This window comes from Gemmatimonas sp., from assembly GCF_041689975.1.
Lineage (GTDB): Bacteria > Gemmatimonadota > Gemmatimonadetes > Gemmatimonadales > Gemmatimonadaceae > Gemmatimonas.
Genome location: NZ_JBDNFF010000089.1, coordinates 1 through 13382 on the forward strand (window position 1 = coordinate 1; position 13382 = coordinate 13382).

13 protein-coding genes are annotated in these 13382 nt (G+C 65.1%); 5 read left to right on the plus strand and 8 right to left on the minus strand.

Going from position 1 to position 13382, the window contains the following annotated elements; genetic code table 11:
- Both ACESNG_RS06245 and ACESNG_RS06250 read right to left on the minus strand, forming a co-directional pair.
- Window positions 1–296 (minus strand): serine/threonine protein kinase (locus ACESNG_RS06245; RefSeq protein WP_373068249.1); only part of this gene is annotated, 296 nt, incomplete at its 3' end.
- 65 nt (window positions 297–361) lie between these two features.
- Entirely contained in the window at window positions 362–1315 is a 954-nt protein-coding gene (locus ACESNG_RS06250) for a carbon-nitrogen hydrolase family protein (protein ID WP_373065143.1), read from the minus strand.
- Window positions 1316–1395: 80 nt separating this feature from the next.
- Here ACESNG_RS06250 and ACESNG_RS06255 point away from each other — a divergent pair, with 80 nt between their 5' ends.
- The gene (locus ACESNG_RS06255; protein ID WP_373068251.1) at window positions 1396–3147 is read left to right on the plus strand and encodes a serine/threonine-protein kinase; all 1752 of its coding nucleotides are present in this window, start codon (window positions 1396–1398) and stop codon (window positions 3145–3147) included.
- 29 nt (window positions 3148–3176) lie between these two features.
- Here the strand turns inward: ACESNG_RS06255 and ACESNG_RS06260 are convergent, their stop codons facing one another.
- The gene (locus tag ACESNG_RS06260; protein ID WP_373065139.1) at window positions 3177–3641 is read right to left on the minus strand and encodes a DUF1569 domain-containing protein; all 465 of its coding nucleotides are present in this window, start codon (window positions 3639–3641) and stop codon (window positions 3177–3179) included.
- The gene (locus tag ACESNG_RS06265) at window positions 3638–5494 is read right to left on the minus strand and encodes a CocE/NonD family hydrolase (protein WP_373065137.1); all 1857 of its coding nucleotides are present in this window, start codon (window positions 5492–5494) and stop codon (window positions 3638–3640) included. Before ACESNG_RS06265 ends, ACESNG_RS06260 begins: the two co-directional genes overlap by 4 nt.
- A 64-nt stretch (window positions 5495–5558) precedes the next feature.
- Here ACESNG_RS06265 and ACESNG_RS06270 point away from each other — a divergent pair, with 64 nt between their 5' ends.
- Both ACESNG_RS06270 and ACESNG_RS06275 read left to right on the plus strand, forming a co-directional pair.
- Window positions 5559–5747 carry a hypothetical protein gene (locus tag ACESNG_RS06270; RefSeq protein WP_373065135.1) on the plus strand — a complete coding sequence of 63 codons (189 nt, stop codon included), beginning with the start codon at window positions 5559–5561 and terminating at the stop codon, window positions 5745–5747.
- Window positions 5744–6940 carry a hypothetical protein gene (locus tag ACESNG_RS06275; protein WP_373068253.1) on the plus strand — a complete coding sequence of 399 codons (1197 nt, stop codon included), beginning with the start codon at window positions 5744–5746 and terminating at the stop codon, window positions 6938–6940. Before ACESNG_RS06270 ends, ACESNG_RS06275 begins: the two co-directional genes overlap by 4 nt.
- Window positions 6941–7560: 620 nt before the next feature.
- Here ACESNG_RS06275 and ACESNG_RS06280 read toward each other — a convergent pair.
- A complete protein-coding gene (locus ACESNG_RS06280; RefSeq protein WP_373061950.1) occupies window positions 7561–7815 on the minus strand; it encodes a hypothetical protein in 255 nt (84 codons plus the stop codon).
- 143 nt (window positions 7816–7958) lie between these two features.
- Here ACESNG_RS06280 and ACESNG_RS06285 point away from each other — a divergent pair, with 143 nt between their 5' ends.
- Together ACESNG_RS06285 and ACESNG_RS06290 are read left to right on the plus strand one after the other, a co-directional pair.
- Window positions 7959–8288, plus strand: a complete 330-nt coding sequence (locus ACESNG_RS06285; RefSeq protein WP_373061948.1) for a hypothetical protein — start codon at window positions 7959–7961, stop codon at window positions 8286–8288.
- Window positions 8288–9901, plus strand: coding sequence for a DUF418 domain-containing protein (locus tag ACESNG_RS06290; RefSeq protein WP_373068255.1), 1614 nt, complete (start codon window positions 8288–8290; stop codon window positions 9899–9901). The genes ACESNG_RS06285 and ACESNG_RS06290 overlap by 1 nt, the downstream gene beginning before the upstream one ends.
- A 995-nt stretch (window positions 9902–10896) precedes the next feature.
- On the opposite strand, the gene ACESNG_RS06295 is transcribed toward ACESNG_RS06290, so the two are convergent.
- The 3 genes from ACESNG_RS06295 to ACESNG_RS06305 are packed head-to-tail and all read right to left on the minus strand — an operon-like array spanning window position 10897 to window position 13298.
- Window positions 10897–12210, minus strand: a complete 1314-nt coding sequence (locus ACESNG_RS06295) for a hypothetical protein (RefSeq protein WP_373068256.1) — start codon at window positions 12208–12210, stop codon at window positions 10897–10899.
- 29 nt (window positions 12211–12239) lie between these two features.
- Window positions 12240–13073, minus strand: a complete 834-nt coding sequence (locus tag ACESNG_RS06300) for a serine/threonine-protein kinase (RefSeq protein WP_373063342.1) — start codon at window positions 13071–13073, stop codon at window positions 12240–12242.
- Window positions 13074–13085: 12 nt separating this feature from the next.
- Complete coding sequence (locus ACESNG_RS06305; protein ID WP_373063344.1) at window positions 13086–13298, minus strand: hypothetical protein; 213 nt, start codon at window positions 13296–13298, stop codon at window positions 13086–13088.
- Between the last annotated feature and the right edge of the window lie 84 nt (window positions 13299–13382).

A 13382-nucleotide genomic window follows, 5' to 3' on the forward strand; every position in this document is an offset into this window, starting at 1 on the left:
GCCGTGAGCGGGAGGCCGCGAACCAGCTCCATCGCGAAATACGAGCGAAGGCCTGCGGGACCGTCGGCCGTGCCGACCTCGTAGATCTGCGCGATACCCGGATGCTGCAACCGCCCGAGTACTTCGGATTCCAGCACGAACCGGCGCGCGAGCTCGGGTGTCACGAACTCACCGCGAATGATCTTCAGCGCCACCTTGCGGTGGAGCTGATCGTCCTCCGCTTCGTAAACGATGCCCATGCCGCCCTCGCCGAGCACGCCGAGGATGCGGTAACGGCCGATTATGTCGATGGACATATCAAGACGAGCGAAGAGAGGTGGAGACGATCATGGATGCCAAAATAACAGTGTTGCGGCCGGCGTCACTCCGTAAAGTGTACCGATTGCTGCCGCGTGCGGTTCACATTGAGCTGGAGCACATCGGGGCGTGCATAGTGTCCCATCACGTCGAAATTCTGTCGTTCTTCGCGCACGCGTTGGTGTGCGCAGTCGGCGAAGATGATCTGCTCTTCGTGTGCCAGCGGCTCCACGAGCCACGATCCGTCGGGATTGGCGATGCAGCTGCCACCCTCGCCTAGTATCTCCGGCGCGTGCTCGATAATGAGTTGCGCGTGAGGAACAGACTCCGGAATGTCGGCGCGGCGCAAAACGCCCGACACGGACATAACGTACGAGCGACTCTCGCGTGCAATGAATCGCGTGATGTGCTCGGTGTTGCGCACGCTACCCGGCCAGATCGCCACGTGCAGATCTTCGCCTTGTGCGTAGAGTGACGCGCGCGCCAGCGGCATCCAGTTCTCCCAACAATTCAGCGCCCCTACAGTGAAGGCACCCAGGGCGTGCGTGCGCAAGCCGTGACCGTCGCCGGGCGCCCAACTGAGTCGCTCTTCGTACGTCGGCATCAGCTTGCGGTGAACGGATTGCACGATGCCTAGTGCATCGATGTACACGAGGCTTGCGTAGATACTGTGACCGCCGCGAGCGCTCGGTCGCTCGATGATGCCCAGGATCACGCAGATCGCCCGGTCTCGGGCGGCGTCGCACACCGACTGCAGGTGCCCGGCTTCAATCTGTACGGCTTGGTCGAGGTAGTGCGCGTGTAACTGCTTTTGCACCGGCGCGTCGAAGCGCGCACCGTCGGTGAGCTCGATCCAAAACGGGTAGCCCGGCACGAGTGCTTCCCCGAAGGCGACCAGCTGTGCACCGCCGTCGGCAGCGCGATGCACCGTGGCCACGACCTTGGCGAGGGTCGCGGTACGATCGAGCCACACGGGCGCGATCTGCGCGCCGGCGATGCGGATGGAATCAGGCGTCATGAGGGCAGCGTGTCGTGTGGTGGACTTCCGGAGATGGTACCGGCTCAGCCAACTTCCCTATGAACCTTAGCAACGAGTCGATGCCAGACGAAGCGAACGCGCTGCCCCGTGTGCCGGACCTGACCGAGTCCGCCCTCGGACGGGCCGTGGCCGGCCAGTATCGACTCGAGCGTGAAATCGGTCGTGGTGGCATGGGGGTAGTGTATCTCGCCACCGATGAGCAACTCCAGCGCGAAGTGGCCATCAAGACGCTGCCGCCACATCTCGCCGCCGACGCCGTAGTGCGCGACCGTTTCCTCCGCGAGGCGCGCATGGCGGGCGCACTGTCCCAACAGAATATCGTCCCGATCTACGCCGCCGCCGAACGCGATGGCGTCGTGTACTTCGTGATGCGCTATATCGCTGGCGAATCACTGGCCGAGAGGCTGGGGCATCTGCGCACGCTCCCGGCGGCTGACGTGGTGACGATTCTGCGCCAACTGGCGTCGGCGCTGGCGTATGCGCATACACGTGGTGTGGTACACCGCGATATCAAGGCCGAGAACGTGCTGCTCGATCGCGAGACCGGTCTGGCGATGCTCACTGACTTTGGTATCGCACGGTTGGCCGAGAGCAAGCCACTGACGGCGACGGGTACTGTTTTAGGCACCGTCCAGTACATGAGCCCCGAGCAGGTCATCGGGGACGATCTCGATGGTCGCAGCGACCTGTATGCCTTGGGCGTGCTCGCCTTTCTCATGCTGAGCGGACGTTTCCCGTTCGAGCGCAACTCCCCGTCGGCGATCCTCGTGGCGCATGTCAACGCGCCGCCGCCGCGCCTGTGTGATGTGGCGACGCAGGTTCCAAACGCGCTGGGCAACGTCGTGGACCGCCTGTTGTCCAAATCGCGTGACGCGCGCTATGCCACGGGCGAGGCGTTGCGGCAGGCACTCGACGCGATCTCGCTGGACGCGATCGAGACGGACGCGCGTTCGGCCGACGTAGTGGCGCCGCGTGGCACGGCCGACGCCGTGCTCTCCAGCACGGAAGCACAGGAGGTGTGGGCGCGCGCGGCCGAGTTGCAAGCGAATACGGGACTGTTCGTACCGCCGGCAGAATTCACGCCGCGGGCCGCAGGCGCGGAGCTGGTCACGCGCGGCTACGACGCGGCGTTGGTCAAGGAAGCGGCGGTCGACGCCGGCATCGATGGTAAGTACGTGGAGCGCGCCCTGGCCGAGCGCGCCAAGAGTGAGCGGCTCTCCGCCGACCTGGCCAACGTGCAACGTGGTCCGCAGATGCTCGCGCCGGTCAATCCGTTCATCGGTGCGCCCACCAAGATCGACTACGAGGCCACGATCGAGGGTGAGTTGTCGAGCGACGGATTCGAGGAGATTGCCGACGAGGTGCGCCGTCAGCTGGGCGAGATGGTGACCGTCAGTCAGGTCGGTCGCACGATGAGCATCACCTCGGCCGCGATGGCGACCCGCAACGGCGGCACGCCGCGACGCATCCAGATCAACGTCAGTTCGCGTCACGGCCGAACCAGCATTCGCGCCAGTGAGGATCTGTCGCCGAGCGCGCTCAGCATCTTCATCGGGGTCACCTTTGGCGTGGGTACCGGCCTCGGCACCGGGCTGATGGGCGGAGTACTGACGGCGACGAACAGCGGTCCGCTGGCGGCCGTAACCTTACTATCGGCGGTTGCCGCCGCGTACGGCGCTGCCCGGTTCTTCTTTACCCGGACGGCGCGAAAGCGCGATGCCGAACTTCAACGCGTGTTGCAGCGCGTCGTGGAACGGACGCGTGAGTTCTTGCTCGCCACACCGGACAGCGTCGACAAGCGCTTGCGATAAGCGCGTGGCCGGCGGAGTTCGCGAGCGCGTTACACGCCGAACTGCATCAAATGATGATCGAGGTGTTTGTAGAACAGCACGTTCCACTCCGATGATGTGAGTGGACCGAACGACGCTGACTCTTTGCCGTTGAACGTCCGCTCACCGTCGCGCTGCACTCGCTCCAGAAACGCCAGCAGGCGCTGTTGTTCGAGCGCGAAGTCCTTTGCGCCAGCCATGCGAAACGCCGGCGCTGTCGGTGAGTTCTTCGCATAGGGCGTCGCGCCCACCACTTTACTCTTGACGATCGTCTTGAGCACCCATCGCATCAGCCAGTTGGGTCGGGCATGCCGATCTTCGTACACCATTTCGTACGACACATTGCAATGCGCGAGCATCTGATCGACCGACATCTTGCCCCACAGTGGCAGGGTGACCGGCGTGAGCGCACTGATGCGGGCAGACAGTTCGGCGACGACGGCGGGATCGAAGACGTTTTTATGGTCGGGCGTCATGGACGGATCTCCGTGACCACGGGCAGCACGATCTTCGACGCCCGCGTGCTGCTGCGATAGATGCGCTGCGTGGCCGCACGAAAGTCGCTTGGCTTGGCCTCGAAGATGTTGGGCACGAACGTCTGTGGATTGCGATCGATGAGCGGGAACCACGTGCTCTGCACCTGGACCATCACGCGGTGCCCCTTCTTGAAGGTGTACGCCTGTGTGTGCAGATCGATCGTGAGCGCCTCGGGCACGTTCGGTGTGAGCGGAACCGGCTTCTCGAGACTCTTCCGGAAGCGGGCGCGGGTAACATCGTTCGCCACCATGAACTGGTAGCCGTTCATCTTGAGGTCACGCATCCCTGAATCGGGATACACGTCGATGAGCTTCACCACGTAGTCGGCGTCGGTGCCACTGGTCGCGGCATGTAGCGTGACGGTGAGATCGCCGGCAATCGTGAGATCTTCAGTGAGCACGGGGAGTTCCCAGCTCAATACGTCGGGGCGATTGTGCACGAAGCGCTGGTCTTCCGTGAGCCATGTACTCCAGGTGGAGCCCGGGCCATACGTCATCTGCACCGGGCGCTGGCGATACGGCACCGGCTTGGCCGGATCGGACACGTACGCGTCGTACGGCGTGGGCGATGTTGCGGCGGGTGGCGACCACGCCAGCGCACCACCTTCGCGCATGTAGAGTGCACGTGGTGATACAGCGGCTTTCGGCGGCCACGTATCATACCGCTTCCAGACATTGCTGCCCGACTCGAACACCAGCGCTTCGGGCATCGTGAGTGCCGGTGCGTCTTTCAGGTGCATCGCGAAGAACGGCGCCATCACCGAGTCGCGAAAGAAGCGCGCGGTCGGTGAACCGAACTGGATGGGTCCGAGAGACGCGCCCTCGCCTCGCATCCAGCCACCGTGATTCCACGGACCGACCACGAGGAAGTTGTTGTTCGACTTGTCGTGCTTCTCGAGCTCGCGATAAATGGTGACCGGCCCGTAGAAGTCTTCCTGATCCCACCAGCCGGCCACATGTAACGCGGGTACGGTGACCTTGTCGAGATAGCCGGTCATCGCCTGCCGCTGCCAGAACGCATCGAAGTTGGGATGCTGCGCGAAATCGTTCCACGTGGGAATCGTGCCCTTGAGCAGTTTGTCGTTTACCGTCTTCAATGAACCGAGGCGCAGATACCACTCGTACGTATCGAAGGCATCCATTGCGAACTGCTGCACATCCTTGCTCGACTCCATCATCGTCGCGTATTCGAAGCCGTAGCTCAGACGAAACGCCCCGTTGTGATGAAAATCATCGCCCTTCCACATGTCGGCCGGTGATGCCTGCGGTGACGCGGCCTTGAGCGCCGGATGCGGATCGAGCATCGCCATCGCCGTCGTCCATCCGTCATACGACACGCCGGTCATGCCCACGCGCCCGTTGTTGTTCGGCACGTTGATCAGCAGCCACGCGATGGTATCGTAGGCGTCGGTGCTTTCGTCGATCGCCTTCGGGTCGGCACGATTCGCGCGCGGCGGGCGCTGCATCACGAACTGTCCCTCCGAGCGGAACTTCCCGCGGAGATCCTGAAAGACGAACAGATACCCATCCGCCGGCGTGTCCTTCGTCATGAAGTTCCAACGCGCCGACACATTCTGCGGTGTGTTGCCACTCACGCCGTAGGGCGTGCGCACCATGAGCAATGGTAGCGACCTCGCGGGCGCGCGCGGCGCCAGGATGCGCGTGTACAGCTTCACGCCGTCGCGCATGGGTATCATTGCTTCAGTGAGCGCGTACGGCGCATCGGCGGGCTGTCCGGCGGCGGTGTTCGTCGCGAGAGCGAGCAGGGCAGGGAGGAGTCGGAATAGGCGCATACGAGAGTATCGCTCCTCGCGGCGCCTAGCGCACGCCGCCGCCCACCACGACATTGGGCGTTCCATGCGAAACCAAGAACTCGAGACGGGCTATCTCGTGGTCGGTACCGGGGCGGTCGCGATGGCGTTCGTCGACGCGCTGCGCACGCATTCCGAGGCGACGGTCACGATCGCCGCCACGCGCCGGGCGGGCACTGGATCGACGCCTACCCGTATGTGCGTCTGCATCAGCCGTCTGCCCCGTATGGGGTGAGCTCGGTGCCGCTCGGACAGGATGCGATCGATGTGGCGGGGACGAATGCCGGCTACCATGAGTTGGCCGGCGCAGATGAGATCCGGGCGTATTACGGGCACGTGATGCAGCGCCACTTTCTGCCCAGTGGCCGTGTGCGGTACTTCCCCAACTGCGACTACCTGGGCGACGGCCGCTTTGTCTCCACGCTGGCGCAGACGTCGTACTCAGTGCAGGTCCGCAAGAAGGTCGTCGACACCACGTATCTGGAAGGCGCCATTCCCGCCACCAGTGCGCTTCCGTTCGAGGTGGCCGACGGGGTTCGCTGCGTGCCCGCCGGCGAGATCGCGCGCCTTACGGATCGGCCGGAGAGATTCGTCGTCATCGGTGGGGGCAAGACCGCGTTGGACGGCTGCGTATGGCTGCTGGAACGGGGCGTACCCGCGTCGACGATCCAATGGATCAGGCCGCGAGAGGCGTGGTGGGCGAACCGGCAGTTTCACCAGACGCGGTCCATGCTCCCGGACTTCTACCGCGGCATCGCGATCCGGGTCGAGGCCATGGCACAGGCCACGTCGGTGCGCGATCTCTATGCGCGTCTCGAAGCCGAGGGCGTGTTTCTGCGCATCGATCCCGAGGTCGAGCCAACCATGTACCGCGGCGCCGTCGTCAGCGAGGCCGAGCTCGCGCTGATGCGCCAGATCGAGGACGTCGTGCGTTTGGGTCACGTGCAGCGCATCGAGCGCAACGAGATCGTCCTCGAACGTGGCCGTGTGCCGACGACTGCGGGAACGGTACGTGTGCATTGCGCAGCGGTCGGCCTGGCGAAGCCTGCGCGGCGCCCGATCTTCGAGCCGGGGCGCGTGACCGTGCAGCCGTTCATGTTGGGGTACGCGTGCTACCAGTTCGCCATGCTGGGCGTGCTCGAGGCCACCGTGGAGAGCGACGAGGAGAAGAACCGCGTGTGTCCGCCCATAGGGTACTGGGACGCGACTGCGGATTACCTGTCGGCATTTCTCGCCGCCCTCGCGAACGACCGTGCCCGGGCCGCCTATCCAGCGCTTGTGAGTTGGGCGAAGGCCACGCGCCTCAATCCGCTCAGCGGGATCGAGCTGTTCGGCGATGACCCCAGCGTCATGGATTCACGTGAACGGATCAAGCGCTTCGGGACTGCGGCGGCGAGTAATCTGGTGACGCTGCTGGGACGCCCATAAGTGCGTCACTGATCAAGGCGTTCGCGGCGAGCGTCCCGAAGGACGGGTTACACCGGGAACGCCGTCACAAAATGAAATCCACGCACCTCAGCGATCAGCGCGACGTCTCGCCGGTTGGCGGTGACCACGATGTCGTGTGGGTGGATCTCGGCCGACTCGCCTTAGCAGCGGTCCTCTGCGTGCTCTGCGCCTCCGCTTCCTCTGCGTTATCGGTGCAGCCGACGGTCCGTCGACGCGTGATCCGTTCAGCGGCCGATAACTGACGGCGATGCTCGGGGAGATCGAGCACTGATCATGCAGAGCAACGGAGAACGCAGAGGCGCAGAGGTCGCGTACCGATCGGTCGCAACAAAATGGCCATCTTCAGTAATTACTGATCAGTGCAGCAAATAGTTCGTTATTGTCTGCAGTAACATCCCGACGTTTTGGCATTGGAACGGCGTCCGTCATCGATGTGCTTTGGGAATGGGGTCGTTTTGTCTGGTCTCGACTTGAACGGCGAGGCGCTGCATGTCGGTCGTTTGCGCGGACGCGCGCGGCCCCGTCACGCACAGAAGCACCGCAACCACAAGAGTGGTGGTTCGGCGCGCCCGGGTCCGCCGGCGCGATGCCGGTATCGATCAGTCTTGCTGTTCTTCGCGACTCTTCGCGTGCTCCGCGAGCTTCGCGCGAACCAGCCGACTCTCCGACAGCTCCGAGGCCGCCGCACGCACCGCGGTTCGCGCGAAGTCCGCGAAGGCCCGCGAAGCACAGCAACCACAGGAGTGGCGGTTCGACGCGCCCAGGTCCGCCGGCGCGATGCCCGTATGCGCCGACATCTCGTCCGCTGCCAGAAGCACCCGCAGAGCATTCAGAACCTGTTCCACGAGCAGCACGTGCAGTACGCCGCGTGACGGCACGACGCACTAATTAACGGCCTGGTCAGTAAGAGCTTTAGGATGTCGTGTGGGTGGATCTCGGCCGACACGACGCGGATTGGAGCCACACGAAACCCCGAAGAGCCCTTTATGTTTGCGTGATGCATCCTTCCTCCCCCGCACCGGCCGATCCCACGTCGCGCATCGAATTACTCGACGCGCTGAGTGGCTTCGCGCTCTTCGGTGTGTACGTGGCGATTCTGTTCAGCGGCTTCTCCTACTGGGATGCACCTGCGTCGGCGAATCTGCCACCGGCGTTTACGCTGCCCACCGACGGGGTCGCAACCTTTCTCATGCACGCGCTGGTCGAGGGCAAGTTCTACTCGATCTTCTCGCTGCTCTTCGGGGTTGGGTTCGCCTTGCAGCTCGAGCGAGGTGCAGCGGATAGTACCGATTCGATTCCCTGTTTCGGCGTCGACTGCGTGTACTGATGGCGATCGGACTCGGGCACATCCTGTTGCTCCGGACCGGTGACATCCTGCTGTTCTACGGCCTCATGGGCTCGTGCTGCTCCGCATGCGCGACCTGGACGACGAGCGCCTGTTGCGGTGCTGCGATCGCGTGCCTGTTCCTGCCCATCGTGAGTTACGCGCCCACGCTCGTTCACCAATACGCGACACTCGCGCTGCCGTTCTGGTTCGTGGGAGGGAGCATCGAACAGCTGCTCCACCTCGACCTGGAGAAGCCGGAGGCGACGGTGTTGATGACTCGGAACGGCACCCTCGTGCAGTGGCTGCAGATGCACTTCTCGGGGCTCTGGTGGCGGTTCGCCGATCTCGTGTTCGTGGGCCGCCCGTTCAAGGTGCTCGCGATGTTCCTGCTTGGCCTCCTCATCGGCCGACACCGCATGTGGTCGCGTCTCGACGAGTATGCACCGCTGTTGCGTCGCGTCGCGATCTATGGTGCGTTGGTAGGTCTGCCAGCCAGCGTGGCGTGGACGCTGTTCAAGGATTCTGACAGCTATTACGGCGGCACGTGGCACGGGCTGGCCGAGAGCGCGTTGTATGCGTGCGCGGTCGCGCCACTGGCGTTGTCGTATGCGGCGGTGTTTGCGCTGATCTGGCGGGCTCCGCGTGCGCAGCGTGTATTGCGGCTCCTGGTGCCGCCGGGCAAGATGGCGCTCACGAACTATCTGTCGCAAACCGTGTTCGCGACGATCGCCTTTACCACGTGGGGATTCCAGCTGGTGGGGCGGATCGGCCCCACGTGGCTCTGGCTGTGGGCCGTGGTGACGATCGTGCTGCAAATGGCGATCAGTACGTGGTGGCTGTCGCGGTTCCGGTTTGGACCAATGGAGTGGGTGTGGCGCTCACTCACCTATCGCGCGGCGCAGCCGATGACGCGACGCCGCCGGCGTCGGCGTCGCTGGCGGCGTAGCAACGGGTACAGCGCCGACGAAAGCGCCGGCGGCAATGCGACGCCGACTTGCCGCCGGACCACAAAACGGTCATACTTAAGGTATGAAGATCGCCATCTCGGTCCCGGATGCCGTGTTTCAGGCGGCCGAACGCCACGCCCAGCGCAGCCAGAAGTCGCGCAGCCAGTTGTATGCGGAAGCGGTGGCCGAGTATCTGCACCGCCACGCCCCCGACGACGTCACCGAAGCGATGAATCGGGTGATCGACCAAGTCGGCACGGCCCCCGATCCGTTTGTACAGGCGGCCGCGCAGTCGGTGCTCGCCCGCGTGGAATGGTAGCGGTTGCCCAAGGCGAGGTATGGTGGGCGGAGCTGCCGATGCTCGGTGGGTCGGCCGCTGGGTTTCGCCGACCGGTCGTGGTGGTGCAGGGCAATGCGCTCAATCGAAGCCGGTTGCCGACCGTGCTCTGTGTCCCGCTCACGAGCAACCTCGCGTGGGCTGACGCGCCGGGGAACACGCTGCTGCAAGCCAAGGTGACGGGTCTGGCGAAGGATTCGGTTGCCAACGCCTTGCAGCTCTTTGCGGTGGACCGCTGCTATCTGGTTGAGCGCGTGCGCGTGCGCGTGCTCGCGCCCAAGCGGCTCGCGGAGGTTCTGGTGAGCATCGACATTGTGTTGGGCCGTTGAGGGCACCTCTAAAAATACGATTTACTTCTTCTTTGCTTCAACATTTGGGCACCTCTCGACACGCGAGGACACCGATGATGGTACGGGCGCCACGTCGCGAAAAAGCGTCGAGGACACGCCGGGTATGAGCACGGTGAGCGAGGGCAGTGGACTGAGCTGGTGGGGGGGCTGTGGGCTGTGGGCTGTGGGCTCCCAGGCTTGGGGCTTTGGGCTGACGGCTAACGGCCGTGAGCCATGGGCCGTGGGCCATGGGTGACGAGCAGCGGTCAGCGGTCAGTTGCCAGTTTTCACCCACGGCCCATGGCCCATGGCTCACGGCGGATAGCTGATAGCGGTCAGCCCCAAGCCCGGGAGCCGACAGCTCACAGCGAATGCTCGCGTCGCCCAACAAAGAACCGTTTCGCCGCTCCCCTCCGCTCGCGGCACCGGCGCGAGGACCGGCCGGCGCTCGACGGGGGCACCGCTCAACACGCGATCGCACCGATGATGGCACGGGCGCCACGTCGCGGTGAAGCCTCCAGCCAGCACCGGATCAAGAAACGACTGGGCCGCCTTCGTCACGTCGGCGAGAGAGAGCCACGGCAGATGGTCCTCGCGCGCTCCAGGCGTAGCTCGAGGGCGAGGCCGCCCTTCGGCGTGCGCTGCGGGCTAATGCTCGGTGCCGAGCCGAACCACGCGCGATCTTCTGGAAGAACGTCGGCGTGGTGGAGCACGACACCGGCCGGGACGCGGAGCCAGAGCCACGCGGCGACCAGCTCTTCGTGCTCCCCAGCTGGGAGGTGAACTAGGCGGTAGATGCCGCGCCTCGAGCGGGCCACTCGGCCGGCGTGGGCGTGCTTTCTAAGGAGGTGGGTGGAATACCCCCGCCTCTTGGGCCTGCTTGGACGTGAAATAGCCGGCTTGGCCCGCCGCAATCTCGAAAAGGCGGTCCCAGTTGGGCCTGATGCTGTCGGAACCCATGGTTCCCCGGCTTGTCCGTCATCACGGCGCCGCACCTACCGGCCACGGCGACGAATACGGACACTCGCGTAACCGATGCCGCGCGAGAAACGCCTTCCACGCTGGCTCGGTGCGAATGGCGTCGTAGGGAGGGTGGCAGACGGGAAAGGGGTGTTCCCGAGGCCGCCGCCGGCAATGCGTTCGCGCAGCGTGCGTACCGCGTCCCACCGGCGTGATGCGGCCGCCGCGACGATCGCACTGCCGAAGCGCGCGCGCGATGCGGTGGCGAGACTGCGCTGGCTCACGGCGTAGGCGCTGTCGGCGAGCCCTGACCAGACGAGCGCCGCCGTGGCGTTGTCCGATAACGCCGGATTGAGCGACAAGACGCGCGCGAAGTTCTCCATCGCTCTGCCGAACTGCCAACGTTCCGTCAGCATGATCGCGCGCGAATTGAACGTCGTCGGCGACAGCGGATCGAGCGTGAGCGCCACCTCCATCTGGCGATCAGACTGCGCGGTATCGCCGACCGTGTGGAACTGGATGCCCGACCAGTGGGCGCCGATGGCGTTCTGCGGCTCCAACCGCCGTGCCGTGGCCATTGCCGCCGCCGCCAATTCGGGTTTGAGGCTTCGCATCAGCATGAAGCCCCGCGCGGCGTACGCGTCCGCCAGCGTCGAGTCGAGCCCCAGCGCCCGGCGTATGGCCACTTCGGCACGCGCACCGGACGCCTCGAAATCCACGGCCGCGTTGTAGTTCGGACGGATGACGTGAGCGAGCGCGAGCTCCGCCCAGCCGCGAGCGAACGTCGAGTCGCGCCGCACGGTCGCCTCCAGATACTTGACCGCACTGTCGAGCGGCGCGGCGCCGCGCTGCGCCCAATAAAAGCGCCCCTTGAGATACAGGTCGTATGCCACGGCGTCGGTGGTGCCTCGCGCTGCCACGCCAACCGGAGCGGCGGCGTTGCTGCCGCCCGTGCTCGCACCCGCCAGCCGCGGTGTGAGCGCGCTCACGATGGCGCTCGTGAACGCATCCTGCACCGCGAACACGTCCGCACCAGTACGCTCGAAGGCGTCGCTCCAGAGCAGCTGGCCATCGCGCGTACTGGTGAGTTGCGCGGTGAGGCGAATACGATTGTCGGCGCGCCGCACGGTACCTTCGATGATGGCCCCCACGTTGAGCGCGCGTCCGACCTCGGCGGCCTGAATGGTCTTGCCCTTGAACGCGAAGCTCGACGTGCGCCCCGCCAACCGCAGACCGGGGAGCTTCGACAAGCCATGCGCCAGTTCGTCGGTGAGGCCGTCGCTGAAGTACTCGTCTTCTGCGTTGCCGCTGGTGTTCACGAACGGCAGCACGGCGAGCGCGGAGATCACACCCGCGGGCTTTGCGGCATTGCTCTTTGCTACAGTCGCACCTGCGGCCGCGGCGTTCGTGTCAGCCGCGCCGCCGGGTGAGCGACCCCGCGCGACCCAGCGCCCACCAGCCACCACTGCGAGCAGCGCCACGCCGGCGACCATGATGGCGCCACGCCGGCGACCATGATGGCGCCTCGCCGCGATGCAGGTACCGGTGCGGCCGCACGCTCGGCGCTCGGCGTCGACACACTCGCCAGCCGTTCCAACAACGCGTTCGCGTTCGCCGGCCGCTCCATCGGATTCTTCGCGAGACATTGCATCACGAGAGCGGCCACCTCGCGCGAGAGCTTGGGTGCTCGCGACGCGAGCGACGCCGGGAGTTCGGCCAAGTGCGCCGCAATCAACTGCGAAGGGCCCGCCTTGCCCGCAAACGGGTGCGCGCCACACAGCAGCTCGCACGCCACCACGCCCCACGCGTAGAGATCGGCGCGATGGTCCACCACATCGCCCACCGCTTGCTCGGGCGCCATGTACGCCGGCGTGCCGATGCTGCTGCCGGCTTGCGTGAGCGTGCCATCTGGTGACGCGGGCGCCACACCACCAATGGTGCGCGACGCGCTGATGGCCTTCGTGATACCGAAGTCCGTGACCACCGCCGTGCCCGCCGACAACAGGATGTTTTCCGGCTTGATGTCACGGTGTACGACGCCCTCGCCATGCGCGTACGCCAGCGCGCGCGCCACATCGCGCAGCAAGTTCACACGGCCGTGCAGCGTGAGTACCGTACCGCGCGCCATCAGCGCGCGCAACGACTCGCCCTTCACGAAAGGCATCGTGTAGTACGGCAACCCACCCGACGCGCCCGCCGTGAGCACCGGCACGATGTTGGCTTGCTACAGGCGCGCCGCAGTAGCGATCTCGCGCGTAAAACGCTCGGCGCTCACGCCTTCCGCGAGTTCGGGCGCGATCACTTTCACCACGACTTCGCGCCCGAGTGCGTTCGCGCGCGCCACGAACACGCGCGACATGCCACCACCACCGAGTTCGCGCTCGAGGGTGTAGCCGCTGCCGAGGGTGGCTTGGAGTTGGGCGCGGAGGTCGGTCAATCGAGGGGGCTCATGCCGATGCGATCATGCGAGCACACAGTCCGTTTGCGGGAAGTCGTCACCAACGCACAACAACGGTTCCCC

Coding starts and splice junctions, on each gene's coding strand:
- ACESNG_RS06250 (WP_373065143.1), bottom strand. CDS start 1,315: ATGACGCCTGATTCCATCCGCATCGCCGGCGCGCAGATCGCGCCCGTG.
- ACESNG_RS06255 (WP_373068251.1), top strand. CDS start 1,396: ATGCCAGACGAAGCGAACGCGCTGCCCCGTGTGCCGGACCTGACCGAG.
- ACESNG_RS06260 (WP_373065139.1), bottom strand. CDS start 3,641: ATGACGCCCGACCATAAAAACGTCTTCGATCCCGCCGTCGTCGCCGAA.
- ACESNG_RS06265 (WP_373065137.1), bottom strand. CDS start 5,494: ATGCGCCTATTCCGACTCCTCCCTGCCCTGCTCGCTCTCGCGACGAAC.
- ACESNG_RS06270 (WP_373065135.1), top strand. CDS start 5,559: ATGCGAAACCAAGAACTCGAGACGGGCTATCTCGTGGTCGGTACCGGG.
- ACESNG_RS06285 (WP_373061948.1), top strand. CDS start 7,959: ATGCATCCTTCCTCCCCCGCACCGGCCGATCCCACGTCGCGCATCGAA.
- ACESNG_RS06290 (WP_373068255.1), top strand. CDS start 8,288: ATGGCGATCGGACTCGGGCACATCCTGTTGCTCCGGACCGGTGACATC.